At 67.0% G+C, this 24,726-nt stretch carries 25 protein-coding genes; 10 read left to right on the top strand and 15 right to left on the bottom strand.

Annotated features, from left to right (window positions below):
- Positions 1-1,158 (bottom strand): ABC transporter substrate-binding protein, encoded by a 1,158-nt coding sequence (locus tag NDI86_RS16145; protein WP_310901473.1) that lies wholly within the window; start codon positions 1,156-1,158, stop codon positions 1-3.
- A 445-nt stretch (positions 1,159-1,603) separates the two neighbouring features.
- Here NDI86_RS16145 and NDI86_RS16140 point away from each other — a divergent pair, with 445 nt between their 5' ends.
- The 3 genes from NDI86_RS16140 to NDI86_RS16130 all read left to right on the top strand — a co-directional run bounded on the left by NDI86_RS16140 (position 1,604) and on the right by NDI86_RS16130 (position 3,606).
- Positions 1,604-2,065, top strand: coding sequence for an NYN domain-containing protein (locus NDI86_RS16140; RefSeq protein ID WP_310901472.1), 462 nt, complete (start codon positions 1,604-1,606; stop codon positions 2,063-2,065).
- A gap of 258 nt (positions 2,066-2,323) precedes the next feature.
- Positions 2,324-3,169, top strand: coding sequence for a TatD family hydrolase (locus tag NDI86_RS16135; protein WP_310901471.1), 846 nt, complete (start codon positions 2,324-2,326; stop codon positions 3,167-3,169).
- A 296-nt stretch (positions 3,170-3,465) separates the two neighbouring features.
- Positions 3,466-3,606, top strand: a complete 141-nt coding sequence (locus NDI86_RS16130) for a hypothetical protein (protein ID WP_310901470.1) — start codon at positions 3,466-3,468, stop codon at positions 3,604-3,606.
- Positions 3,607-3,762: 156 nt separating this feature from the next.
- Here the strand turns inward: NDI86_RS16130 and pstB are convergent, their stop codons facing one another.
- From pstB to NDI86_RS16110, 4 genes are all read right to left on the bottom strand, one after another.
- A complete protein-coding gene (gene pstB / locus NDI86_RS16125; protein WP_310901469.1) occupies positions 3,763-4,638 on the bottom strand; it encodes a phosphate ABC transporter ATP-binding protein PstB in 876 nt (291 codons plus the stop codon).
- Complete coding sequence (gene pstA, locus NDI86_RS16120; protein WP_310901468.1) at positions 4,638-6,275, bottom strand: phosphate ABC transporter permease PstA; 1,638 nt, start codon at positions 6,273-6,275, stop codon at positions 4,638-4,640. The genes pstB and pstA overlap by 1 nt, the downstream gene beginning before the upstream one ends.
- Positions 6,275-7,288 (bottom strand): phosphate ABC transporter permease subunit PstC, encoded by a 1,014-nt coding sequence (pstC, locus tag NDI86_RS16115; protein ID WP_310901467.1) that lies wholly within the window; start codon positions 7,286-7,288, stop codon positions 6,275-6,277. The genes pstA and pstC overlap by 1 nt, the downstream gene beginning before the upstream one ends.
- An 85-nt stretch (positions 7,289-7,373) precedes the next feature.
- Entirely contained in the window at positions 7,374-8,354 is a 981-nt protein-coding gene (locus NDI86_RS16110; RefSeq protein WP_310901466.1) for a PstS family phosphate ABC transporter substrate-binding protein, read from the bottom strand.
- A 328-nt stretch (positions 8,355-8,682) separates the two neighbouring features.
- Between NDI86_RS16110 and NDI86_RS16105 the strand changes: the two genes are divergently transcribed.
- Positions 8,683-9,681 carry a PhoU domain-containing protein gene (locus tag NDI86_RS16105; RefSeq protein WP_310901465.1) on the top strand — a complete coding sequence of 333 codons (999 nt, stop codon included), beginning with the start codon at positions 8,683-8,685 and terminating at the stop codon, positions 9,679-9,681.
- On the opposite strand, the gene ppk1 is transcribed toward NDI86_RS16105, so the two are convergent.
- The 3 genes from ppk1 to NDI86_RS16090 form a co-directional block, all read right to left on the bottom strand.
- The gene (gene ppk1 / locus NDI86_RS16100) at positions 9,678-12,242 is read right to left on the bottom strand and encodes a polyphosphate kinase 1 (protein ID WP_310901464.1); all 2,565 of its coding nucleotides are present in this window, start codon (positions 12,240-12,242) and stop codon (positions 9,678-9,680) included. The genes NDI86_RS16105 and ppk1 overlap by 4 nt on opposite strands.
- On the bottom strand, positions 12,239-12,952 hold the full coding sequence (locus tag NDI86_RS16095; protein ID WP_310901463.1) for a metallophosphoesterase family protein: 714 nt from the start codon (positions 12,950-12,952) through the stop codon (positions 12,239-12,241). The genes ppk1 and NDI86_RS16095 overlap by 4 nt, the downstream gene beginning before the upstream one ends.
- Positions 12,953-13,131: 179 nt before the next feature.
- Positions 13,132-13,503, bottom strand: coding sequence for a 30S ribosomal protein S8e (locus NDI86_RS16090; RefSeq protein ID WP_310901462.1), 372 nt, complete (start codon positions 13,501-13,503; stop codon positions 13,132-13,134).
- Between the two features lie 335 nt (positions 13,504-13,838).
- Here NDI86_RS16090 and NDI86_RS16085 point away from each other — a divergent pair, with 335 nt between their 5' ends.
- Both NDI86_RS16085 and NDI86_RS16080 read left to right on the top strand, forming a co-directional pair.
- A complete protein-coding gene (locus NDI86_RS16085; protein ID WP_310901461.1) occupies positions 13,839-14,279 on the top strand; it encodes a DUF2240 family protein in 441 nt (146 codons plus the stop codon).
- The gene (locus tag NDI86_RS16080; protein WP_310901460.1) at positions 14,279-14,629 is read left to right on the top strand and encodes a DUF7993 family protein; all 351 of its coding nucleotides are present in this window, start codon (positions 14,279-14,281) and stop codon (positions 14,627-14,629) included. The genes NDI86_RS16085 and NDI86_RS16080 overlap by 1 nt, the downstream gene beginning before the upstream one ends.
- Here the strand turns inward: NDI86_RS16080 and NDI86_RS16075 are convergent, their stop codons facing one another.
- A complete protein-coding gene (locus tag NDI86_RS16075; RefSeq protein ID WP_310901459.1) occupies positions 14,630-15,106 on the bottom strand; it encodes a hypothetical protein in 477 nt (158 codons plus the stop codon).
- Positions 15,107-15,223: 117 nt separating this feature from the next.
- Between NDI86_RS16075 and pyrF the strand changes: the two genes are divergently transcribed.
- Positions 15,224-16,051, top strand: a complete 828-nt coding sequence (gene pyrF, locus NDI86_RS16070; protein ID WP_310901458.1) for an orotidine-5'-phosphate decarboxylase — start codon at positions 15,224-15,226, stop codon at positions 16,049-16,051.
- Positions 16,052-16,102: 51 nt separating this feature from the next.
- Here pyrF and NDI86_RS16065 read toward each other — a convergent pair whose 3' ends face one another.
- Positions 16,103-16,303 carry a hypothetical protein gene (locus NDI86_RS16065; RefSeq protein ID WP_220589288.1) on the bottom strand — a complete coding sequence of 67 codons (201 nt, stop codon included), beginning with the start codon at positions 16,301-16,303 and terminating at the stop codon, positions 16,103-16,105.
- Positions 16,304-16,571: 268 nt separating this feature from the next.
- Between NDI86_RS16065 and cofG the strand changes: the two genes are divergently transcribed.
- Entirely contained in the window at positions 16,572-17,690 is a 1,119-nt protein-coding gene (gene cofG / locus NDI86_RS16060; RefSeq protein ID WP_310901457.1) for a 7,8-didemethyl-8-hydroxy-5-deazariboflavin synthase subunit CofG, read from the top strand.
- Between the two features lie 213 nt (positions 17,691-17,903).
- Here cofG and cofH read toward each other — a convergent pair whose 3' ends face one another.
- The gene (gene cofH, locus NDI86_RS16055) at positions 17,904-19,244 is read right to left on the bottom strand and encodes a 7,8-didemethyl-8-hydroxy-5-deazariboflavin synthase subunit CofH (RefSeq protein WP_310901456.1); all 1,341 of its coding nucleotides are present in this window, start codon (positions 19,242-19,244) and stop codon (positions 17,904-17,906) included.
- 157 nt (positions 19,245-19,401) lie between these two features.
- On the bottom strand, positions 19,402-20,415 hold the full coding sequence (locus NDI86_RS16050) for a sodium:calcium antiporter (protein WP_310901455.1): 1,014 nt from the start codon (positions 20,413-20,415) through the stop codon (positions 19,402-19,404).
- 167 nt (positions 20,416-20,582) lie between these two features.
- Between NDI86_RS16050 and nadE the strand changes: the two genes are divergently transcribed.
- Positions 20,583-21,458, top strand: coding sequence for an NAD(+) synthase (gene nadE / locus NDI86_RS16045; RefSeq protein ID WP_310901454.1), 876 nt, complete (start codon positions 20,583-20,585; stop codon positions 21,456-21,458).
- Between the two features lie 72 nt (positions 21,459-21,530).
- Entirely contained in the window at positions 21,531-22,565 is a 1,035-nt protein-coding gene (locus tag NDI86_RS16040; protein ID WP_310901453.1) for a phosphoribosylaminoimidazolesuccinocarboxamide synthase, read from the top strand.
- 54 nt (positions 22,566-22,619) lie between these two features.
- Here the strand turns inward: NDI86_RS16040 and NDI86_RS16035 are convergent, their stop codons facing one another.
- The 3 genes from NDI86_RS16035 to NDI86_RS16025 all read right to left on the bottom strand — a co-directional run bounded on the left by NDI86_RS16035 (position 22,620) and on the right by NDI86_RS16025 (position 24,623).
- Positions 22,620-22,841 carry a hypothetical protein gene (locus NDI86_RS16035; RefSeq protein WP_310901452.1) on the bottom strand — a complete coding sequence of 74 codons (222 nt, stop codon included), beginning with the start codon at positions 22,839-22,841 and terminating at the stop codon, positions 22,620-22,622.
- A gap of 226 nt (positions 22,842-23,067) precedes the next feature.
- A complete protein-coding gene (locus tag NDI86_RS16030) occupies positions 23,068-23,286 on the bottom strand; it encodes a DUF1328 domain-containing protein (protein ID WP_310901451.1) in 219 nt (72 codons plus the stop codon).
- 368 nt (positions 23,287-23,654) lie between these two features.
- A complete protein-coding gene (locus NDI86_RS16025) occupies positions 23,655-24,623 on the bottom strand; it encodes a formyltetrahydrofolate deformylase (RefSeq protein WP_310901450.1) in 969 nt (322 codons plus the stop codon).
- Positions 24,624-24,726: the final 103 nt, after the last annotated feature.

The raw sequence follows: 24,726 nt of genomic DNA, 5'->3' as shown, positions 1-24,726 counted from the left end.
TCAGAGCGTTCCGTTTATCACGTCGGCGACGCGCTGGCGGTCGAAAAGCCGTTCGTCGGCGGGTATCTCCGGGTACGGCCCCGACTCGTAGCGGGGCCACTCGCCGAAGACGTCGGGGTAGAGCTGCTTGGCGGTCATCTCCAGCTGGAAGAGGTTCAGTATCGGCCCCTGGTAGCGCGCGCCCTGGGGGTAGACGCGCTCTTCCTGTACCGCGGTCATCTCCGAGGCGACCGGGTCCTCCCGGAACAGTTCGCGCCGCTGTTCGATGCTCGTCCCCGGTTCGAACCCGCCCAGGAACAGTATCACGTCGGGGTCGGCCTCGACCAGCGTCTCGTAGTCGACGATGCTCGCGGACTCGACCGACCCCTCGAAGGCGTCCCGCGCGCCGAGTGGCCGCGTGTGCGAGGTCAGGAAGCCCGGATTCGACAGCGTGTAGGCGTAAATCTCCTCCATCTGGTGGGACGCTATCATCACCGCGGAGGGGCGCTCGGACTCGGCCGGTAGCCCGGACTCGATGGTCGACAGCAGGTCGTCGTGGACCGCCGAAAGCGCCTCGTAGCGCTCCTGTTCCTGAAACGCTCGCGAGACGATTTCGAACTGCTCCCAGAGGGTGTAGTACTCGTAGCCGTCGGCGTAGGCCGGGGCGGGCTCCTGGTGGGTGTCGCTGAGCGAGTTGCCGAACCACGGCGAGACCTTCGACCCTATCTCGTCGATGTCGGACTCGCTCCAGACGTCCTGTTTGGTTATCCAGGCCGGGTCGGCCAGGTGGACGTCGCTGTCGAGCGCGTACAGTTTCTCCTTCGTCGGCTGCCACGAGGAGTACAGCCCCGCCCAGTCGAGCGAGACCCCTGGGAGCCGCGCGACGAACTGGTTCCACAGCCCGTCGTAGTAGTCGGGCGCGTGCATCGCGGTGAGGCTGTCGCCCCGACCCAGGGCGAACGCCATGTCCGCGTGGTGGGTGAGCCGCGTGAAGACGGTCTCGGGCGGTTCGTCGAAGGATACCTCCCCCATCGGCGAAATCGAGGCCGTGTACGCCCCGCTCGGCGTCCCGGACTCGCCGGTGTCAGCGGTCTCCGAACAACCGGCCATAGCCATCCCGGCCGCCAGCGTCCCGCCGTATTCGAGCGTCGCTCTCCGGGTCAGTCCGTCGTCCGTCATCGATTGCCCTCCGACCGCGTCGATACCCGATAGCTAGCAGTTTCGTTCGCCATACTGTTTAGGCCAACCTAAAAGATTAAAGCGGTTTCGAATTTTAGGGAGTCCTAAAACTCGCCATGGCTCAGCAGGGTGCACCGCATCGGGGACACCCCGGTGGACCGTCTTCCGGGAGCGGCCCCGAAGTGCTGACACGTCACACCCGACGGGGTGGGTCTCGCATCGACGGCCTCGGGTGCGTCGACGGCTGCGACCGGTATCGGACCCGCCTCGTCTGCGCCACGTACCAGCACGACCGGGAGCAGACACGCGCCGAGTCGGTACGTGGACGAAGGCCCGACCGGCGGCCCTGTCGGTATTCGATATAGCGGCTTCTGGTTTATCGTCGGTGAGTCGGGGGGCGACCCGAAACACCAGAGCTAAATCCAATCGCCGGCGAGAAGCCGATATGAGCCTCCTCAGTCGGTTTCGCGACGATAGCGACGACACGGACCGGGTCGGGCTGTTCGTCGACGGGCCGAACGTCCTCCGCAGCGAGTTCGACGTCGACCTAGACGAGGTCCGGACCATCGGCGAATCCTACGGGCCCCTGGCCGCGACGCGGCTCTACCTGGACGAGAACGCCTCACCGGGACTCATCCAGGCCGGCGAGGCCAGAGGCTTCGAGGTGATAACTACCAGTGGTGACGTAGACGTCCGCCTGGCCGTCGACGCGACCGAGGCCGTCGTCGCCGACCGCATCGACGTGCTCGTGGTGGCTTCCCGGGACACGGACTTCAAACCCGCACTGGAGGTCGCCGCCCGCAACGGCGTCCACACGGTGGCACTGGCCCCCGGCGAACACGGCAAGTCGGACGCGCTCCAGAACGCGGCCCAGGACGGGCTCTCGCTTTCGGCCGACGTGGAGTAGGGAGGCCGCGAGCGTAGCGAGCGGTCTCCGAAAAGCCGAACGGGGAGAGCGAGGCCAGCACGAAGTGATGGCCTCGGATGCGAGCGGCAAAGCCGCGAGCGAAGTGACCCGTGAGGCCCGCTGGCCGGGTGGCTGTCGCACGAAGCGCGAGCGAAGGAGCGGTCTCCGGACCGGCGGCGGACCCTCGCCTGCCGCGCGCGCAGTGAGTGTCGGACTGCGAGTAGGGGCGTTTTTGTCTCGGGACGCCCGACTCCGGGTATGGATATCGAGGAGACGCCGGTACTGGACAACCACCTCCACCTCGACCCGGTCCAGGGCCGCAACACCGAGGCCGCCGAAGAGTTCGCCGACCACGGCGGGACGCATCTGCTGGTGCTGAACAAGCCCTCGTGGCACCTCGTCGAGGCAGCCACCGACGAAGGCACCTTCCGCGAGGCGTTCGACCTCACCGTCGGGGCCGTCGCGGACGCCACCGAGGTGCTTCCGGGCCGGGCCTGGCCCGTCCTCGGCGTGCACCCGGCCCTCGTCTCGAAGTTGGTCGAGGACGGCTACACCCCCGACGAAGCCCGGGACATCATGCAAACGGGGCTGGACGTGGCGAGCGAGTACGTCACGGACGGTCCGGCACTGGCCATCAAGTCCGGTCGCCCACACTACGAGGTCGACGAGGCCGTCTGGGACGCCTCGAACGAGGTGATGTGTCACGCGTTCGAGCTGGCGGCCGACGGCGGTTTCGCCGTCCAGTTGCACACGGAGGGCGGCGAAGATTTCGAGCAGGTGACCGAGTGGGCAGAGGAACGCGGAATGGACCGCCAACAGGTCGTCAAGCACTACTCCGGCGGCCGGCTACAGGGACCCACGAAGTCCGTGCTCGCGGACAAGGACGAACTGGAAATCGCTATCGAAGAGGACGAACCGTTCCTGATGGAGACAGACTTCATCGACGACCCCGAGCGGCCGGGGGCGGTGCTGGGGCCGAAGACGGTGCCCCGGCGCGTGCGGTGGCTGTTAGAGAACGGCGAGGACGAGGCTGTTCGGCTCGCGCACGTTGAGACCCCGAAGGCGGTGTACGGTATCGACACCGAGGGGACGCTGTCCCGGTAGGCAGCGCCGTCAGGGATTCAGTCAGCCCAGTAGCGACAGCGAGGTCGTGAGCAGCCTCCAGTCAGTAAACCAGAGAGCGCGATATCAAATCGCCGCCGGGGCCTGACGTCGGTGCGAGACAGGGGACTTGGTTCGGCCAGCCGATGGGCGAAGGTTTTACTTTTAGGCCCGCCTAAAACATTGTATGAGCAGCGAGATTCGGCGGTCGAGAGTCACCGGAACCAGATGGAGGGGGACTGCGAGCAGGGCGGGTGGCCGAACGAGCGGACCAGTGGCGCGTCCGGAGGGGTTGTCACATGGATAGGTTGCCACGGCGGACGCGTGCCCGTCTCTGGGTGCGGATGTACGCGTCCCTGTTCGAAGTCGACGAGAACGACGGCGAGGAACCGGGAGCCGAGACGCCCGAGGAGACAGAGCATCCCGCGACACAGCGATGAGGGGCCACACTTCGGTTCACCTCTGTACGGCAAATTCACTGGCGAGAGACAGCACTGCGTCAGTCGTGAGAACGGTACGGCTCCGTGCAGCGCAGCGGCGGACGAAAAGAGAACGGCGGCCGGTCGGGCGAGCGCCTCCGGACGGACGACCCGGCCTTATCCGAACTTGCCGGTGATGTAGTCCTCGACGCGCTGGCTCTCGGGATTCTCGAATATCTTGTCCGTGTCGTCGAACTCCACCAGCTCACCGCCCGTGAGGAAGACGGCCGTCTTATCGGAGATGCGCGCGGCCTGTTGCATGTTGTGGGTGACGATGACGACCGTGTACTCCTCGGCGAGTTCCTCGATGAGGTCTTCGATCTGTGAGGTGGCGATGGGGTCGAGCGCGGAGGCCGGCTCGTCCATCAGGACGACCTCGGGGTCGACGGCGATGGCGCGGGCGATACAGAGCCGCTGCTGCTGGCCGCCCGAGAGGTCGAGTGCGGACTCGTCGAGGCGGTCCTTGACCTCGTCCCACAGCGCGGCCTTCTTCAGTGACTCCTCGATGACCGCGTCCATGTCCTCGGTCTTGTTCTGCGTGCGCAGCCCGTAGGCGACGTTGTCGTAGATGCTCTTTGGGAACGGGTTGGGGTGCTGGAACACCATCCCGATTCGGCGGCGCAGGGCGACCGGGTCGACGTCCTCGTCGTAGACGTTCTTGCCGTTGAACGTGAGTTCGCCGTCGACGCGGGCGATGTCGATGAGGTCGTTCATCCGGTTGATACACCGCAGGAACGTGGACTTGCCACAGCCGGAGGGGCCTATCATCGCGGTGACCTGGTTCTCGGGGATGGCCAGGTCGATGTCCTGCAAGGCCTGTGTCTCGCCGTAGAACACGTCGAGGTCGCGGGACTCGATGATGGTGTCGGTCGTCGTGACCACACCGCGGTCGTCGTTCTCGCTGAGCCCGCCCTTCCCCGGGTCGGTCGTAACGAGTGACTCTGTCTGTTCGTCGTCGGCCTCGGTCTCGGTCGCCGTGTTCTCTGTTGTCATTAGTAAGCCTCCTGTTGGTATTTATTGCGGACGAGAATCGCGACGCTGTTCATCGACAGCAGGACGATGAGCAGCGTGACGACGCCGGCCGCGACGACGCCGTAGCGGAACTCCGCCGACGGGAGGAACGCCCAGGTGTATATCTGCATCGGCATCGCCGTGAGCGTATCGAAGAGCCCGCCCGGCGGCGTGTACTTCGTCCCGACGGCGCCGATCATAATCAGGGGCGCAGTCTCGCCGATGGCCCGGCCCAGCGCCAGAATCGTCCCCGTCAGGATGCCCGGGAGCGACCGGGGGAGGACGACGTTCCGGATGGTCTGCCAGCGGGTCGCACCCATGCCGTAGGACGCCTGGCGAAGCGAGTCCGGCACCGAGCGAATCGCCTCCTGGGCGGAGATGACGACGATTGGAAGGATGAGCAGGGAGAGCGTCAGCGCCGCCGTCAGCACCGTCCCGGCCCCGATACCGCCGTAGACGGTCGGACCGAGTTGGAACTCGACGTTGACGAAGATGCCAAGCCCCAGCAGGCCGTAGACGACCGACGGGACCCCCGCCAGGTTGGAGATGTTGACGTTGATGAGTCGCGTCAGGGTGCCAAGTGGCCCGCTCGATGGCGCGTACTCCTCGAGGTACAGCGCCGTGCCGACGCCGAAGACGAACGTGAAGATGCTGACGAGGATGATGAGAAAGACCGACCCGATGACGGCGGGGTAGAGGCCGGCCTTGGCGGGCAGCGAGGAGGTCGGACTCGTCAGGAACTGCCAGTCGAGCCACGGCGACGGCTGTGCGGCGCCGAGCGCGCCGACGGCGAGTTCGCCGACCAGGAAGCCGCCGACGACGACCGCCGGCAGGACGAACGCGGCCCGCCGCGCCGGCCGTCGGGCGGTGTTTACGACCGCGTAGCCGAGGGGCACGCCGAGCATCACGAGGACGGCGAACCAGACGGAGCGTGCGACCGCCGGCACCGTGTCGACCAGCGGCACGCCGACGATAGCCAGCACCGGTATCGCCGCGGCGACGGCGACGGTCACCCGACGGGAGGCGTCGAACCGCTCGGCCGCCAGGAACGCCGCCAGCCCCGCCCCGGGAACCACCAGCGAGAGGAAGTAGACGCCGGGCGCGCCCAGCAACGCGGCCGCCGTGCCGAGGACGCCGAGCAAGAGCGTGCCCGCAATCGGGCCGGCGATGACCGCACCGAGCATCGCCAGGCCGACCCACGTCGCCTCGCGGTCGTACTGCCCGTAGAGGAACAGGCCGATGACGGGCGCGACCACCGTGAGGAAGTAGGTGAACCACACCTGTGGTCCGGCGATGACCAGCAGGACGATTATCGCCGCGAAGGACAGCATCCCACCGGCGAGCGTGAGCCCGACCAGTTCCAAGGCCCCGGCCGTCACCTCGGGCTTGTCGCGGGCGTACGCGAGGAAGCCGAGCAGGGGCGCGAGCAGCGTCACCGTGTACGTGAGATACCACGTCGTCCCCGCCGTGTCGAGCCCCAGGGCGTCCCAGAAGACGTACGCGAGCAACACGCCCAGCGCGAGGATGCCGACCAGCGACGCGCCGAAGGTGAGGTATCTGAAGACGGTGCCACGCAGCCTGCTGACCTGGCCGAATCCGGTCTCGGTCTCTGTTGCCATTATTCGTACTCCTCCCGGTAGCGGCTCGCAATCGCGTCACTGACGACGTTCATCCCCAGCGTGATGACGAAGAGCGTCAGCCCGATGGCGAAGAGGGACTGGTACGCCGTCGACCCCCCGGAGAGGTCGCTGACGGCGATGTTTATCATGGCGACGGTCATCGTCGCCGCGCTCTCGCTGTAGAGGGCGAGCAGGTCGCCCGGCGCGACGTAGGGGACGACGCCCAGCGCGGTCTGGGTCGGCGGGACGTCCGGCGGCTGGGCCCCGGCGGCGAGGACGACGGCCATCGTCTCGCCGATGGCCCGGGAGATGGCGAGGATGAACGACGAGGCGATGCCCGAGACTGCCGCGGGGACGACGATGCGCAGTGAGACGTTGAACTTCGTGGCGCCGAGGCCGTAGCCGGCCTGTCGGAGCGAGTCCGGGACCGAGCTCATCGCGTCCTCGCTGATAGAGGAGACCATCGGGATAATCATGATACCGACCACGATAGAGGCCGAGAGACCGTTGAACAGCCCGAGCGTCGGGAACTGCGTCCCGAGCGCCCCGTTGAGCCCGCCGATGACGACGTTGAGCGCCGGTGTGATGTACACCAGCGCGAAGTAGCCGTAGACGACGGTCGGCACGCCGGCGAGCACTTCGAGCATCGGCTTGAGCACGGACCGCGTGCGCGCGGAGGCGTACTCGCTGAGGTAGATAGCGGTCAACAGTCCGACGGGAAGGGCGACGAGCGCGGCCCCGAAGGTGATGAGCAGTGTCCCGAGTATCAGCGGGAAGATACCGAACGAGACCGGTTCGAGGTTCGGGCTGAATCGGGTGCTGGTGAAGAACTCGGTTATCGGGACCACCGAGAAGAACTCCGCGGCGTCGACGAACAACACGGCGATGATGCCCACGGTCGTCAACACCGAGAGGAGGGCACACCCGGCAAGGGCGTATTTGTACGTCGACTCCCGCACCGTCTGTAATCCCCGATCTCCTGTGAGGTCGGGAGTCTGTCCCTCGTTGCTCATCGTGGTTGTGGGTCCATTTGCTGTATCTCGGGAAAAAGTACCCGGAATTACTCTATAGCGCTATTGCGTCTCACTAGTTCACTATTTACTGGGCGCTCGAGATGACCTCGTTCAGCGAGTCCAGTTCGCTCTGCATCTCCTCTTCGGTCTTTGGCACGTAGCCGACCCGGTCCGCGATGAGTTCGGTGTTGGCGCTCTGGCGGACGTAGAAGCGGGCGAACTCGGCGATGTGGTCCTCCGCGAGGGAGCTGACCCGCGGGTAGGTAAACAGCGGCCGGGAGAGGGGGTAGTCGCCGCTCTTGGCGTTGTCGAGCGTCGGTTCGACGGGGCCCTCGCCGGCGTCGATGCTGACGGCCGTGACCGCGTCCTGGTTGCTCTGGTAGTACGAGAAGCCAAAGTAGCCGATGGCGTACTCGTCCTGCTGGACGCCCTGCAGGATGGTGTTGTCCTGCTCGGTCGGCTCGTAGTCGCTCGTGTGAGAGGCCTCCTCGCCGATAATCGCCTCCCGGAAGTAGTCGAAGGTGCCCGAGGTGTCCGCGGCACCGAACCGGTTTATCTCCTGGTCGGGCCAGTTGCCGTTGACGTCCGCCCACGTCGAGGCACCGTCGGCCCGCCATATCTCCTTGAGCTGGTCCGTCGACAGCTCGGTCGCCCAGTCGTTCTCGTTGTTGACGATGACCGTCAGTGCGTCCGTGGCGATGTTTATCTCGTGGTACTCGACACCGTTGCCGGAACACTGGTCCGCTTCGTCGCTCGAAATCTCCCGCGACGCGTTGTTGAAATCGGAGTTGCCCTCACAGAACAGGTTGCTGAATCCGCCACCGGAGCCGTCCCGACTCACGTTGAACTCGACCTGCGGGTTCTGGGAGCGGAACTGCTCGGTCACGGCCTGTGCCACCGGATAGACCGTGCTGCTTCCGGTGATACGGATGCTCCCGGAGAGTTGCGAGCCAGTCGACTCGCCACCGGGGCCTTCGGTACAGCCCGCGAGCGCGAGCGCGCCGGCGACACCGGCGCTTGTCAGGAAGCTACGGCGCGAGACGGAACGGTTCGGTGTGTCTGACATCACCGGAACGGAGACGAGAAATAAATAAATACTCTACTATGACGGTTCGATATACCTATGTTATCTATATAGATAGGCCATGACAACAACATTCATGGACACCACTATGAATTATGAACAATCCCGTTTTTTCGGCTTACAGGGCCCAAGAACCGACAATTATGGATATTATCGAATTTATTTCGACAGTCTGTCATTTCGAGGGAAAGGAGCCCCAGAAACCTCTTAGAAGCGTGTAGAGCCCAGAATTGTCGAATCAGGGGCGAACTCGTTGCTGAATATATAGATAGAGGTGGATTTATACCGAGAGGGAGTTATACGAACGTGCATGGAGACTCGCAAGGTGCAGGTGACGGGCGGTTCGACGTACACCGTGTCACTCCCGAAAGACTGGGCGACGGCCAACGACGTGAGCGCGGGGAGCGTCGTCGAGTTCCACGCCGAGGAGGACCTCCTGTTGCTCGCACCCAAACACGACGCGGACCGCGTCGAGGGGACCCTGGACATCGACGGGCTCGAGGACCCGGCCGAACTGACGCGTGCGGTGATGACGATGTACGTCAGCGGCTTCGACGTCATCCAGCTCGAGGCGCCCCGTATCACGGCCGACCAGCGCCGCATCATCCGGGACGCCACCCAGGGGCTCGTCGGGCTCGAAGTCATCGAGGAGACCTCGGACCGCATCGTCCTGCAGGACCTGCTCGACTCCTCGGAGCTGTCGATTCACAACGCCATCACGCGGATGCGGCTGGTCTCGCTGACCATGCTGTCCGACGCCGTGGAAGCGCTCATCGAGGACGACGACGACCTCGCGGCCAACGTGATGCAACGGGACGACGACGTCGACCGCCTCTGGTACATGGTCTCGCGGGTGTTCAGAACCGTCCTCCGGAACCCCACCGCCGCCAACGAAATCGGCTTCCCCCGCGAGACCGTCTTCGACTACCAGTCCAGCGCCCGCCAGCTCGAACGCATCGCCGACCACGCCACCAAAATCGCGAGTCTCTCCCTGGAAATCGGCGAGATAAGCGGCGACACCGCCGAGTTGCTGCGCGAACTGGAGTCCGACGCCATGACCGTCCCCGAGATGGCGATGGACGCCCTGCTGACCGACGACAGCGAAGAAGCCGTCGAGCAGGCCAACGACGCCCAGAGCCGCATCCCCGCCGTCGACGAGACCGCCCGCGACATCGACAGCAAGGTCCGGAAAGCCGACCCCGAGAGCGCCCAGATTCTGGGCCGTATCGTCGACTCCCTGTCCCGGACCGCCGACTACGGCGGCAACATCGCCGAGAGCGCCCTCCAGAAGGCCGCGCCGCGGCCCTAGTCGTAGAACCGCCGGAGCGCCGTCACCGCACCGTCTCTCGTCTTCAGGTATCGCCGCCCACCGTCCGGCGTCCGCACCGCGTAGTCGTAGGTCCCGCTGTCGGGCCGATACCAATGGTCGGCGTGCCGGACCAGCGGGTCGTCGGCCCCGCCGTCCGTGGTCGCCTCCGGGTCCGACGCTGCGGCTGTCGGAGACGGGGTCCCGCCGCCCGTGGCCGACGCCGTGTCTGCCGGCGTCGAGGCTCCGTCGTCCGCCCCGCCGTCCCGGTCGGCTGCGGACGCGCTGTCGACGCTCACCACGATGTCGCTGTCGACGGGGTAATCCGCCGGGAGGCCGGCGTCGACGTCCTCGTGGCGCCCGGCCTTCAGCGTCTCGCGCATCAGAATCGCCTGCGCGTTGACCACGGGTCGTCCGTCGCGGGGATACTGCTGGTCGTAGCTGCCGTCGCTGTTCATCACCCACCGCTTGCGGTTGTCAGCCAGGATGAGGTCGAGAGTGAACTTCAGTTGTCGCCGCAGCGCGGGGTCCTCGACCGGCGTGACCGCCTCGACGCGATAGTCGAGGTTCCGGGTCATCCAGTCGGCGCTCCCGACGTAATACTCCGGCTCGCCGCCGGTCGGCGGGTCCTCGTAGTTCGCCGAGCGGGCCGCACGCGCGCCGTTCTCGAAATAGAAGATGCGGGAGTGTTCGAGAAAGCGGCCGACGAGCGAGTGGACGGTCACGTTCTCGCTGACGCCCTCGATACCGGGCCGGAGTCGGCAGATGTCCCGGACGACGAGGTCGATATCGACACCGGCCATCGAGGCGCGGTACAGTTCCTCGACGATGTCGGCGTCCTCTAGCCCGTTGACCTTCACGACGATACGGGCGGGCCGCCCAGCCTGGGCATGCTGGGCCTCCCGGCGAATCGCCCGCGTGAGCTCCCGGCGCATCGTCACCGGCGAGACGAGCAGCTTGCGGAACTCCTCGTCCAGCGCCGGGCCGGTAAAGGAGTTGAACAGCGTCACGAGGTCCTGTCCGATGTCGCGGTCGGCGGTGAGCACCCCGAGGTCGACGTAGCCCTTGGCCGTCTCGGAGTGGTAGTTGCCGGTGCCGACGTGGGAGTAGAGGTTCACGCCGTCGTCCCCGTCGCGCACCACGAGCGCGGTCTTGGTGTGGGTCTTCAGGCCGATGGTCCCGTAGGCGACGTGGATACCGTTCTCCTCTAGGCGTCGGACCCACTCCAGGTTGTTCTGCTCGTCGAAGCGGGCCTTGAGTTCGACCATCACCGCCACCTGCTTCCCGTTCTCGGCGGCCTCGATGAGCGACTGGATGACCTGCGAGTCGCTCGCAGTCCGGTAGATGGCCGCCTTCACGGCGAGCACGTCCGGGTCGTTGGCAGCCTCCGTCAGGAACCGCTGGACCGTCTCACCGAAGTCGTGGTACGGATGATGCAGCAGGATGTCGCCCTCGTCGATGTCGTCGAAGACGGTCCCCGACTCCCCGTCCTCGGCGGGGGCGAGCGCCCGGGCGTCCGAGTCACGGAGCCGCGGGTGGGGCTGTGGCGTCCACGATTCGAGCTTCAGTTCGGGCCTGTCGAGTTCCGTCAGCGTCGTGAACGCGCGGTAGTCGAGCGGGCCGTCGAGGTCGTATATCTCGCGGTCGTCGAGGTCGAGCTGGGTCCGGAGGGTCTCGCGGATGCGCGGATGCGCGTCGGCCTCGATTTCCATGCGGACGACGCTGGCGAAGCGGCGCTGTTCGAGGACGTCCTCTATCATGTCGATGAGGTCCTCGGCGACCTCCTCGTTGCGCCGCACCTCGGCGTTTCGGGTGAGCCGGAACAGCGCCGTGTCCACGATGTCGACGTTCGGAAGCAAGAGGTCCAGATTCCGCCGCACGACGTCTTCGACGAGGACGTAGCGCTGGCTCCCGCTCGCCTGCGCCGTCCCGTCGCCTCGCGCCGCCTCGCCGACCGGCACCAGTCGCGGCCGGTTCGGCGGAATCTTCACTCTGGTAAAGGTCAGCTCCCCGTCGTCGGGCCGGGTCAGCACCGCGAGCGACAGCGAGCGGTTCGAGATGAACGGAAACGGGTGGGCCGGGTCGAAGGAGAGCGGCGTCAGCGTCGGGAGCACGGACTCCTCGAAGTACTCGCGTAGGTCCCGCCGTTCCTCGTCTCTCAGGGCCCCGTAGTCGAGCACCTCGATACCGGCCTCGGCCAGTGCGGGCCGGAGGGTCTCGCGGTAACAGTCGGCCTGCCGGGCGAGCATCGGTGCGAGCGTGTCGTGGCTCTCTTCCCACTGTTCGAGAGGCGTCCGGCCGTCGGCGGTGCGCTCGCTGATGCCCGCCTGTATCTGCTGTTTCAGCCCGCCGATGCGCTTCATGACGAACTCGTCGAGGTTTCTGGTGACAATGGCGAGAAAGCGGACCCGCTCCAGCAGCGGGTTGCGCTCGTCGAGCGCCTCGTGGAGGACCCGCCGCTGGAACGCGAGCGCCGACAGCTCCCGGTTCAGGTAGCGGTCGGGGTCCGAGAGGTCGACGCCGCTTGGGTCGTACGCCGGAAGCCCGATGTCGTCGTCGGTCACTGTCCCTCCGTGGGGTCGGCCACGCGCGGTTCGACGATACTGTCGGCCGACCGCGAGACGTAGGTCTCGGGCGGCTCGACCGTCACCAGTTCGTCGGCCCGGTAGTCGTAGGCCGAAAGCTGCCCGCCGTAGACACAGCCGGTGTCCAGGCCGACGGCGTGGTCGGTGACGAGCGGCTCCGCGAGGACGGTGTGACCGAAGAAGACCCGGGGCGACTCCCGGCGCGTCTCGAACCAGTAGGGACGGTCGTAGCTCCCGTCGGGCAGGAGCGAGCGGTTGTTCAACAGCTCGGTCAGCGTGTGTTCGGCGACGGGCTTGCGGTGGTCGATACCACCGTGGACGACGAGAGCGTCGTCCCACGTGAGCGCGACCGGCAACGATTCGACGTAGTCGTAGTCGGCGTCGGTCAACGCGTCGATTGATTTCCGGCCGTCGACGAGCTTCTGCTCGTTGTTGCCCCGCACGCTCACGAGGTTCGGGCGCCCCCCCACCAGGTCGAGGACGCCCTTGCTGTCCGGTCCTTTCCGGACGAGGTCACCAACGAAGACGACCAGGTCGTCTTCGGTGGGCGCGAGTTCGTCGAGCAACCGTTCGAGCGTGTCACGGCAGCCGTGGACGTCGCCGACGACGTAGATGTCCGCCCACGCGGTGCTGTCGATGTGCCGGGTCGGTGCGTCGAGTGCCGGATTGAACGTCGGTGGCTCGGTCATGGCGGTCACTGGTGTCTTGGCGAATCCGAGGACAGAGCCGACTTAGGTGCTTTATAATAGCCGTATATATCCGTCCCCACCGCTACCGAGGGCACTGTACGAATCAGGGCGGCCGTCGGCACGCTGTCGGCGGGCACCGCGGCTCTCGGGCCGGCGACGGTCGAAAGAAGACTGCGCGATTACTCGACGAGGACGGCGTTGACCTGACCGTCCTGGCCGGGGCGGGAGGTGACGCGGGCCTCGCCCTCGCTGGTCTCGACGATGGCGCCTTTCGTGATGATGTTACGGCGGGCGTAGTTCGGGTTCGAGGGGTTCTCCGTGACCTGCTCGATAGTCGCCTCGACGGTCTCGGCGCCGTCGGCGACCGACGCGACGTCCGTCGTGACGGCGCGGACCTTCTCCGTGTTCCCGCGGGCGTCGACGACCTTGAGTTTCTGCCCGCCGACCTGGGTCTCGGTGGGCTGGCGACCCAGCTCGTGCTTTTTCTTCTTGTGAATCGGGCGTCGTCGACCGCCTGTCCGCTTGCGTGGGGAGCGTCCCTGGTCTTTCATATCGGGTACGTGGCCGAGCGGCTACTTGAACCGTTCGATGCTAGTTACGGGTACTGGTGTAGTCGATGGCCGTTGCAACAGGGAGTTAGCTACCGCGACGAACCTGTACAGCCAGAAAGGGGCGTCGGGCTACACGAACCCCGGCGTTCGGGAGAGCAAAGCTCTCTCGTGATTACGAACGGCACCACGCACCTTTCGGACGACAGCGAGCCGCGGGAGTGTAGCCCGCCGGGGCTTTCTGGCTGTAATCGTGTCTGCACTTTATACCAAAAACGGTCCCAGTCACTGCTAGCAATCGCAACCGTTACACCGGGACCGGACGCGGGTACGACTAGATGAGTCTGAAGACGGCCGTGGCCGCGCCGTTTCGCCAGCGGGGGACCGACCGGATGGCCGAGAGCGAGTTCGTCGTGGCGCTGTCGCTGGACCGCAACTGGTTCTCGCCGGACCAGGCCAAGACCCTCGTGGACGTCGCCACCAGCGAGGGGCTCCTCGAACGGAACGAGGACGCACTGGTCACCGGCTTCGACGCGTCGACGACGGCCATCCCCGACGACTTCCGGCCGGGCGAGGAGATACTCCAGTCCCGGTCGACGTTCGAGCGGGTCCTGGACGCGGTCGTCGAGGCCGGCGTCGAGAAGCAGACGGCCGTCGCGGGCGTCAACCGCCTGCAGTCGGAGCTGGGCGTGACACTCGACGCCGCCGCCGTGGTCTACGCCCGCAGCGAGGGGGTCGACGTGGACGGTATCGCGGCCGAGGTCCGGGAGGAGCTGTGATGGTCGAGGACCGCATCACCGACGGGAAGCGAATCGGACAGCTGTTCGCGTCGGAGCTGACGGGGCTAGAGCGGGGACCGCTTGGAGCCGTCTCCGTCGAGGACGCCGAGCCGGACGTCGAGCCGACGCCGGCGGGCGCGTTCGCGTTTCGCGTCGCCGCCGACGGCCAGGCTATCGGGACCGTGACGGTGACCGAGACGACGGCGCGGCTGGAACTGGACGAACCGACGGATTTCGAGAGCGAGCGCGACGACGTGACCGTCGAGGAGAGCGGCACCGTAGTCGTGGCCCACAGCGGCGCCGCAGTCAAGACACTGGTCGACGTGGTCGCCGAGGCACTGCGGACGTAATCAGGCGGGCCCGGCCAGCGCCTCGCTGGTCCAGGCGATGAAGCCGGTCAGCACGAGCGACGCGCCGACGAAGGCGAGCGTCGCGGCCGTCGCGAGCACCACCGTCGTCAGCCCGAGCGGCGAGCCAAGCGCCATGACGACCGGCGAGAGCGTGATACACAGCGAACCGGCGGCGACCGCCTGGCGCTGCTTGCGCGAGAGGTTCACGCCGATGTGAAACCGGGAGCCTGCCGGTGGGTCGGGGGCGGCGAGCCCGAGGCAGAACAGCGGCACGCTCACGAACACGAGCGTGGCGGCGACGGCGTTGGACCAGAAGGCCCACTGGCCGGTCGTCGGGGCGATAGACAGCAAGGCACCGACGGTGAGGATAGCGAATCCGACGACGACTCCGACGGGCCTGAGCCGGCTGTCCTCCAGCGCGTCGCTCAGGTCGGGGAGTGTCTCCGCGACGTGTGCCACGTCGAGGGGGCGGTCCATGCGGAGAGGTTTCTCACACAGTATAAAATACTACTGGCCCGAATTATCACCGCTGATATTCGGAGGGGGCAGGCCGAGAGGGAAACGCTTGTATCCGTCCCCATCGGCCCGGTAGGTATGCACTTTTTCGACCGGCTGGCCGACCGCATCGCGGTCGCCGACAGCGTGGTCTCGGTGGGGCTGGACCCCGACCCCGCGCGCCTGCCCGACGCCGTGGCCGACGCCGACCTGCCCCGCTGGCAGTTCAACCGCCGTATCATCGACGCGACCCACGAACACGCCGCCTGCTACAAGCCAAACGCCGCCTTCTACGAGGACGCCGACGGCTGGCGGGCGCTCCGGGAGACTATCGCGTACGCACACGGGAAGGACGTCCCCGTCCTGCTGGACGCAAAGCGGGGCGACATCGGCAACACCGCTCGCCAGTACGCCGCGATTCTCGACGACGACCACGGCCCCGCCGCCGACGCCATCACCGTCAACCCCTTCCTCGGCCGCGACTCGCTCGAACCGTTCCTCCAGCGGGCCGAGAAGGGCGTGTTCGTCCTGGGCCGCACGTCGAATCCGGGCGGTGCCGACCTCCAGGACCTCGAACTGGCCTCCGGCGAGAAACTGTACGAGCGCGTCGTCCACCTCGCCGACCTCTGGAACGACAACGGCAACGTCGGGCTGGTCGTCGGCGCGACCAACCCCGAGGAACTCGAAGAGATACGCGAACTCGTCCCCGACATTCCGTTCCTCGTCCCCGGCGTCGGCGCACAGGGCGGGGACGCCGAGGCCGCCGTCGAACACGGCCTGGCCGACGGCGTCGGACTGGTCAACTCCTCGCGCGGCATCATCTTCGCCGGAGAGGACGCGGCGAACCGCGGCACACCCGAGAAGTTCTTCGAGGCCGCCGGCCGGTCGGCGAAGCAACTGAAAGGACAGCTCAATCAGTACCGATAGCGCCGCTCCGACCGCGTTCCGTCGCACCGCTCCGACCGCGTGCCAGGACCGCTAGAACCGAAAGGTGTCGACGCCGTCCGGCAGGTTCTCGGTCGAGTCTTGCCCGCCGCGGCCGCCGACCTGACTGCTGCACTCGATGCAAACGCCGAGCTGGCGGTCCCAGTGGCGCTCACACACCAGTTGCCCACACCGGTCACAGCCGTGCTCGACGTCGGGCTGCTGGCATATTTCGCACAGGCCTGAGACACTCATGGTACCGTGTAGCGTGCTCGGACGTTTCAACGCTTCGGGGCCAGGAACGGGAGAAGCTAGTCTCGATAGCACAAGTCAACGGAGTGAGCACAGCCAGAAAGCCCCGGCGGGCTGGACGAAGGCGGACGAAGCAAGGACCGCAACGAAGTGAGGACCGCAGCGAGGCCCCCCGAGTTTAGCCAAGCGGGGCTTTCTGGCTGTCCGCAGTATGCGGAAAGCAAACTGTCGTTGCTAGACGCTTTTGTCCGTCGCCCCCCGAGTCGGAGTCGTGATTCCGGGCGCCGACGAGTACGACGTCGACATCACTATCCCCGACAGCGAGGTCGAGCGGTTGCTGTCGGTGATGCCCGAGGACGTCGACGCGGCGCCCGAGTTGAGTTACTGCCGGAACGTCTTCGTCCCCCTGACGACGGCGTGTCGGTACACCTGTACCTACTGCACCTACTACGACCCGCCGGGGCAGGCGACGCTCATGTCGCCCGCGGAGATACGCGAGACCTGCCGACAGGGCGCCGCGGCGGGCTGTACGGAGGCGCTCTTTACCTTCGGCGACGACCCGGACGACCGCTACACCGAGCTGTACGACCAGCTCGACGAGCTGGGTCACGAGACCATCCACGAGTACCTGCGGGAGGCCTGCGAGATAGCGCTCGACGAGGGGCTGCTCCCCCACGCCAACCCGGGCGACCAGACGCGCGAGCAGATGGAAACGGTGGCGGACCTGAACGCCTCGATGGGCGTGATGCTCGAGACGACGGCCGACGTGCGGGCCCACGGCGGGCCCCGAGCGAAATCGCCCGGCCAGCGCCTCGCGACGATTCGGACCGCCGGCGAACTCGGCGTGCCCTTCACGACGGGTCTCCTCGTGGGCATCGGTGAGGACTGGCGCGACCGGGCCGAGAGTGTGCTGGCTATCGCCGCGATGCACGAGCGCTACGACCACGTCCAGGAGGTAATCGTCCAGCCGGTCGTCGAGAACGAGCGCTGGCGCGGCGGCTCACCGGACCTGGCGACGATGCGGCGGGTGACCGCGATGGCGCGGGCCGGCCTCCCCGAGGAGGTGTCCGTCCAGGTCCCGCCCAACCTCGCGCCGGCGCGGGACCTGGTCGACTGCGGCATCGACGACCTGGGCGGCGTGTCGCCGGTGACCGACGACCACATCAACCCCGACTACGCCTGGCCGGCCCTCGAAGAGCTCGCGGCCGTCGCCGACGCCGCCGGGGTGCCGCTTCGGGAGCGACTGCCCGTCTACGAGCGCTTCGTCGAGGCGGGCTGGTGTCCCCCGGCCATCGAGCGGGCCATCGGCGCCGACGGAGCGGCCGGCCGGCGGTTCCGGGCGGTGCTTGAACGGGGCGAGAACCCCACGACAGCGGTCAGCTCCGACTGAAGTGGGCGAAGACGCGAGCCGCTATCCAATCCCGGCCCGGACCCCGCACCCTCCCCTCGACGCAGGGCCACCCCGGGGATACCTAGATGGCTAGGTGATATCTATAATACCGTCCGAGAACTACTGATACCCGTACCCGGGCGTGCCTCTGACAGCCCACCCGGGTGGATTTTGTTTCCGTGAGCTACCGCCAGCCGTCGCTATATCACACAGTCACTCGAGCAACGGCGTCCCGTCGGCCCGCGGCCCGAGCGTCGGGCCGACTACCTCCGCGTCCGGGTCGACGACGCGGCGCTGCTCGTAGTCCGTCGACCGCTCGACCGGCGTCCGGCCGATGGCGGTTATCATGTCGGCGTACTCCCGGACCGAGCGGAACTCGCCGTAGCCGCCGCCGGCCCGCTTGGTAATCTCCTCGGAGAGGATGGTCCCCATGAAGTCGTCGGCGCCGCAGGTGAGCATCTTCAGCCCGCCCGCGTCGCCGTATTTCACCCACGACGACTGGATGTGGTCGACGTTGTCCAGAAAGAGCCGCGAGACGGCTATCATCAGTTCGTCCTCGTCGTCGCTCGCGCCGCCCTCGACCATCCCGCGGTCGTACAGCGGCGTCTCCTCGTGGACAAAGGAGAGCGGGACGAACTCCGTGATAGCACCGGTCCGGTCCTGTAGCTCGCGGACCTTCCGGAGGTGTTCGACCCGGTGGCGGGCGTTCTCGACGTGACCGTACATGATGGTCGCCGTCGTCCCCAGGCCAACGTCGGCGGCCGCCGCCATCGCTTCGAGCCACTCGGCGCTCCCGATTTTGCCGGGACAGATGACCTCGCGGACCTCGTCGACGAGGATTTCGGCGGCCGTCCCGGGGACGCTGTCGAGCCCGGCGTCCTTGAGCCGCTGGAACACCTCGCGGTAGGACCAGTCGGTCCCCCGGCGGGCGTGGTAGGCCTCCTCGGGCGTCATCGAGTGGACGTGGACGCCCCCGACGTCCATGGCGCGAATCTGCTCGCAGTAGGTGCCGGGGTCGACGTCGTACTCGCCCGCCGGCCGGTAGTTCAGGTCGCCCCGGTCGCTGGATTCCAGTATCTCGACGTGTTCGTCGTCGAGCGCGAGCGCGGGGTGCAGGCCGGAGACGGAACAGACCTCGTAGATGCCGCGGTCGAGGGCGTCGGTGACGACGTCGCGGGACTCCGCCGGCGTCTTCGTGAAGCCGCCGTGCTCCTGTTGGTAGTCGCTGCGGAACCGCTCGGAGCGGTCCTTGAAGTTACAGAACAGACAGCCCGTGTTGCACGCGGTCGTGACGTTGTTGTTGAGGTTGGCGACGAACGTGACCTCGTCGCCGACCACCTCTGCACGACGCCGGTCCGCGGCCTCAAGCACCAGTTCCTTGCGGCAGCGGTCGATACCCTCGGTGTCGGTCCCGGTGGTGACGAGTTCGACGCCGTCGGCCACGGTCAGGCGCTGGCCGTCCCGCGCCTTCGCCAGCGCGTTCTCGAAGCACTGGTCGGTCACCGGCTGCTGGGCGAACTCGAACTCGCCGGCCGGCTCCTGGGCGTCCGCCATTGACGTAGGGAACGTGGACGACCGAGAAAAGCGTGTGGTTCGACGGTGTCGACGCCGCAGTCGGTCTCCGACCGCGCCCCCCACCACAGCGACACCGCGTCGGGTCGACCGACGGTGAGGAGGGTACCAGCGGCGACCGTCGGGACCGGCGGCTGATTCACCCGGGGAGAATGCCGGTGACGGCCCCGGCCGTCTCTGCGACGACCCAGGCGACGAAGAGGAGATACGCGCCCAGCAGGGCGTACGACTCGAGTTGCGAGAGCGCGAGGTCCGTCCGGAGCGCGGTAAACAGCATGATAGTCGCGCCGGTGAGGACGCCGAACATCGGCACCGCCATCGCGAAGTCGACGGTCCAGGCGCCGGCGATGAGGACGCCCGCGGGGATAGCCACCAGCAGGTCGAACGTGTTCGACCCGAGGACGTTCGCCAGCGACGTGACGCCACGCCCGTCGCGGGCGGCGCGGACGCTGACGAGAGTATCGGGGAGACTGGTCGCCGCCGCGAGGACGGTCACGCCCAGCAGGAACTCGTCGACGCCCAGCGAGCGACCGATGACCTCGACCGAGTGGACCAGTTGCTCGACGGCGACGAGGATGACGGCCAGCCCCGCAAGCAGGAAGAGCCACTGTCGGCGGACGTCGACACCGTCGGGGGCGCCGTCGGACTCGTAGTCGGCGGTGTCCTGGTACTGGATGAAGATATAGAGCCCGTAGAGCGCCAGCGGAATCACCGCCAGCGGGCGGGTGACTTCCCCCGACAGCGTCGCCTCGCCGGGGTAGTAGATGACCGCCAGCGCGAACGTGATGAGCAGGACCGACACCGCGAGCATGTAGAACTGCGCCTCCTTGTACACCAGTGTGCGGTTCGAGTCGACGTCGCCGCCGACCGCGATGCCGGCGACGGCGGGGATGACGAGGACGTTGAAGATAGCCGAACCGACGATTGCACCGACGCCGAGCGGCATCGACCCGCCGATGGCCGCGATGACCACCGTCGCCAGTTCCGGGAACGACGAGCCGACGGCGACGATGATGGCGCCCTGGACGACGTCGGGAAGCCCGTAGTAGGCCGCCAACCGCTCGCTGGCCGCCTCCAGCCAGTCGCTGCCTTTCCAGATGGCGACCGTCCCGGCGACGATGATACCCGCCTCGACCAGCAGACTCCCTGCCATTGTGCCGTCGGTACACCCCTCGAAGTAAATCGGTTCCCATCGGCGGCGGTCGCACTAGCAGTGTGACTGGATGTTTCATGTGTATAAGGAGTAGGCGTATATGTTGCCGTCCGATTACTCTAAACGAAGCAACCCCACGTGTGTACAAATATGACGGATGAACCACAATGACGGCGGACCCACAGCGACACGCGAGCCCGTTCATACACGAGACGCGGGACGCGGCGGCCGTCGAATCGACCGTCCGCGCGTTCCTCCGCGAGCGCGTCGACGCGGCGGGTGCGGACGGCGTCGTCGTCGCGATGAGCGGCGGACTGGACTCGACGGTGACGGCCACCCTGGCCGTCCAGGCGCTGGGCCCGGACCGCGTCCTCGGCCTGGGGCTGCCCTGTCACAAGACCGACGCGTCGGCGACGATGGCGGCCGAAGTCGTCGCGGACCACCTCGACATCGAGTTCCGGCGGGGCCACCTCCAGCCGCTGCTCCGGGCGTTCGAACAGCGACTCGCACCGGCCCTGTCGGGCGAGGAGCCCCGCGGCCCGACGCCGACGCCCGACCGCGCCCTGCACAACGCCATCGCACGGCTCCGGCTGTGCTGTAGCTACTACGCCGCCAACCGTCGGAACCGCCTCGTCGTCGGCACGGCGAACCGCTCCGAACTCCTGCTTGGCTACGTCACGAAGTACGGCGACGGCGCCGCCGACGTGTTTCCGCTGGGCGGGTGCTACAAGACGGAGGTGCGGGCACTGGCCGAGCACCTCGGCCTGCCCGACCCCATCGTCGAGAGGGAGCCAACAACCGGCCGCTACCCCGGCGAGACCGACGCCGACGACCTCGGGGCGACCTACGACGTCGTCGACTCGCTGCTGTACCGGGTCGTCGAGGAGGGCGACCCCGTCGACGCGGCCGCGACGGAACTCGGCGTCGAGGTAGCGACGGCCCGGCGGCTGGTCTCGATGTGCGTCGAGACGGCGCACAAGCGGGCGATGCCGCCGATTGCGGACGTCGGTGGGCGGAGTCACCGGCCGACGGTCGGCGAGTGAGCCGGTCCCCGTGAGAGCGCCACCGCTCGCGGTATGAGAAACGTCTTTGTCCACCGTCCCAAAGCGCCGGCAATGACGAGCGTCAAGGAGTTCCGCGTCGACGAGCCGGCGACCGCCACCGACCTCGGGCGCGGCTCGTTCGCCTTCACGGACGACTACTCGGTGTTCGACTGGGGGAAGATGCCCGACGAGATTCCGGACAAGGGCGCCTCGCTGTGTACGATGGGCGCGTACAACTTCCAACTGCTGGAGGAAAACCACGTGCCGACCCACTACGAGGGCGTGCGAGCGGAGCCCGACGGCCCCGTCCTCGACCTCGGCGAGGCCCTCTCGGCCGGTACGCCGCCCGAGGAGATGGTCATCTCGCTGACCCAGGTGCCCGAACTCCCCGAGGCGGACGGCGAGTACGACTACGACGCCTACCACGCCGAGGCCGGCGAGAACTACCTCATCCCCCTCGAAATCGTCTTCCGGAACCGCGTGGGCACCGGCTCCTCGCTCCGGCGGCGGACCGACCCGGCCGACCACGGCCTCGACTACGACGAGTGGCCCGACGAGGTCGTCGAACTGGAGACACCAGTCGTGGAGTTCTCCACGAAGTACGAGGAGCAGGACCGCTATCTCGACCGCGAGGAGGCCGAGCGCATCGCCGGGACGGCGAGCCTCGACCGGCTGGAAGAGCTGGCACTGGCCGTCGACCACCTCGTCACCGACACCGCCGCCGACGCCGACCTCGTCCACGAGGACGGGAAGATAGAGTGCCTCTACCACGACGGGGGGATTCGGGTGGCCGACGTGGTCGGCACCTTCGACGAGAACCGCTTTGCCTACGACGGCCAGCAGGTCTCGAAGGAGGTCATCCGCCAGTACCACAAGCGGACCCAGCAGGAGTGGGTCGCGGCCGTCAGCGGGGCGAAAGAGCGGGCCGACGCCGAGGGCATCGCCGACTGGAAGTCGCTCGTCGACCGCCAGCCGGAACCCCTGGACGACGCGGTCATCGGCGCCGCACGGGACCTCTACTGCGCCGGGACGAACGCCTACGTCGACGGCGAGGTCTTCGACGCGCCCTCGCTCGACGCGGCCGTCGAGGCCGTGCGTGACCTCTGAGCGCCGGCAGGGAGTGACACGCCTTCCGGGAAGTTCGTTCGTCAGTGCAGCCGCCTAGAACAGAAAGAGGGCCCCGACCACCAGAACGAGAACCAGAATCGAGGCCCACTTGGCGAGACGCAGGAGCAGGCCACCGATGTGACGGTGGGCGAGCGCGGAGGTGATGGCCGCAATCAGGGTGAGCGCGAGGATGACCGCTGCGGCGGACCGTCCGCCCTGTGTCTGGAGGAGTCCGACCGGGTAGCGCCCAGCCAGCGCTGTCTGTGTGAAGCTCATACACGAGGGTGTCGGCTCAGGTATTTCACTCACCGACGTCGTTCAGACGGTATCGCACGCTTACCTGAACGGCCACGTCGCCTCGCCCACCGACATCTCGTCGGGCTGCTTGCGCCTGTCATCGGCGCGCCGACTGTGGCGACCCCAGCCAGCACGGGCGGATGTGACTAGTCGCCCGGTGGCGACTGCCCGAGCCGGTACGCCCCGGCGCGGGGCCGACGCCGCGTTACAAGAAGAACGTGACCACGGCGAGAACGACGAAGATGATGACCAGCCACTTCGCGATGTCCATGCTCAGCCCGGCGACGCCGCGGGCGCCCAACACCCCCGCGACCAGCGCCAGGACCAGAAAGAGGATTGCGAGTTCGATGAGGCCGCCCCCGAGCTGGAGGACTGGTAGTTCCGTAGCTGACAGGCCCGTACCGATCACCTGGTTGAGAACCATACGTAACGAGAGGGCGACGCGCCGTTTGAGTCCCCGAGGTCGTTCAGGAACGTATCCGCGAGTTACTCTCGGGCGGGAACGGCTCCGAGAGGGTAGGCATCGACCAGATTCTGGAGGGTCGACAGGTTCATCCGGCGTGAGAGTCCATCGAAAAAAGCGACAGCCCGGCACGTGCCGGGCTGGAACCGTCGCCGACTGCGTCGCACCGGCAGCGACGCTCTCGCTCGGTTGTAGAGCGCGTTATAGCGTTCAGGCGCGTCGGCCGCACCGGCTCGCGGTTCCACCGCTCGTATCGAGGTCCGGGGTACCTCGCGTGGGCCAGTCGTCCGTCGCAGCGAGCCAGACGCTGAGGCGCGGTCCTCGATGGCTTAGTCGTCGGCCTCGGCCTCCTCGTCGGCCACGAACTCGCCGAGGCCGTCGATGGGGCGGTCGGGGTTCTCGTCGTCCAGCGTCTCCGGCGCGCCGAGTTGCGCGTCGGTGTTCTCGGGGTCGCGAAGCTTCGTCCGGCCGCGGTGAACCGTCACCTCGTCGTCGAGGTGGAGCTTGATGGCCTCGATGAGCGCCTCGGCTTCCAGGGGCTGGCCCAGGGTCTGTAGCTCCTCTTCCGTGGCGTCGTCGGGGACGTTGAACGCCCGCTGGGTGATGATGGGCCCCTGGTCGAGGTCGGTCGTCACGTAGTGGGCGGTGACGCCGGCGATGCGGACGCCCTCCTCGATGGCCTGCATGTACGCCGACGCGCCGGGGAACGCGGGCAGCAGGCTCGGGTGGACGTTGATGATGCGGCTCTCGTAGCGAAAGACCACGTCCGGCGAGAGGATGCGCATGTAGCGCGCCAGCGCGATGAGGTCGGCGTCGTACTCGGCGAGCAGTTCGAGCAGCCGCTCCTCGTCGGGGGTTCCCTTCTCGTCGCCGATGTCGTGGAACGGGACGTCGTACTTCCGGGCGAGCGGTTCCAGGTCGTCGTGGTTGCCGATGACGACCTCGATGTCGGCGCCGAGGTCGCCGTTGGCCCACGCCTCGAAGAGCGCTTCGAGGCAGTGCGATTCCTTGGTCACGAGGACCGCGATAGACTGGGTCTCGCGGTCGGCCGGGAACCGGACCTGTACGTCGACGCCGAGTTCCTCGCCCAGTTCGGTGAGGTCCTCGCGGAGTTTCGCCTCCGTGGTGACCATCTCGGCGGTGTCGACGTGCATCGTCATCCGGAAGACGCCGTCCCGGACCGCCTGGTCCAGGTCCTCGATGTTGATGCCGCGCTCGAACAGCAAGGACGTGACCTCGGCGATGAGTCCCGTCTCGTCCTCGCCGACGACCGTAATCTCGGTCAGCGCGTGTCGCACAGCGGACACCTCCGGGCGGTTGCAGCGGTCATTGCCCCTCAGTTCTACGGGCGCGATTCAAAAGACTTCGTTTTCGCACACCCGGCGGTATAGCTTAGTTCCT

This window comes from Haloarcula onubensis (assembly GCF_031624605.1).
In the GTDB taxonomy this organism is placed as follows: Archaea; Halobacteriota; Halobacteria; order Halobacteriales; family Haloarculaceae; genus Haloarcula; species Haloarcula onubensis.
The sequence above is the reverse complement of the archived record's forward strand: the minus strand, read 5'-3'. Positions and strand labels throughout refer to the sequence as shown.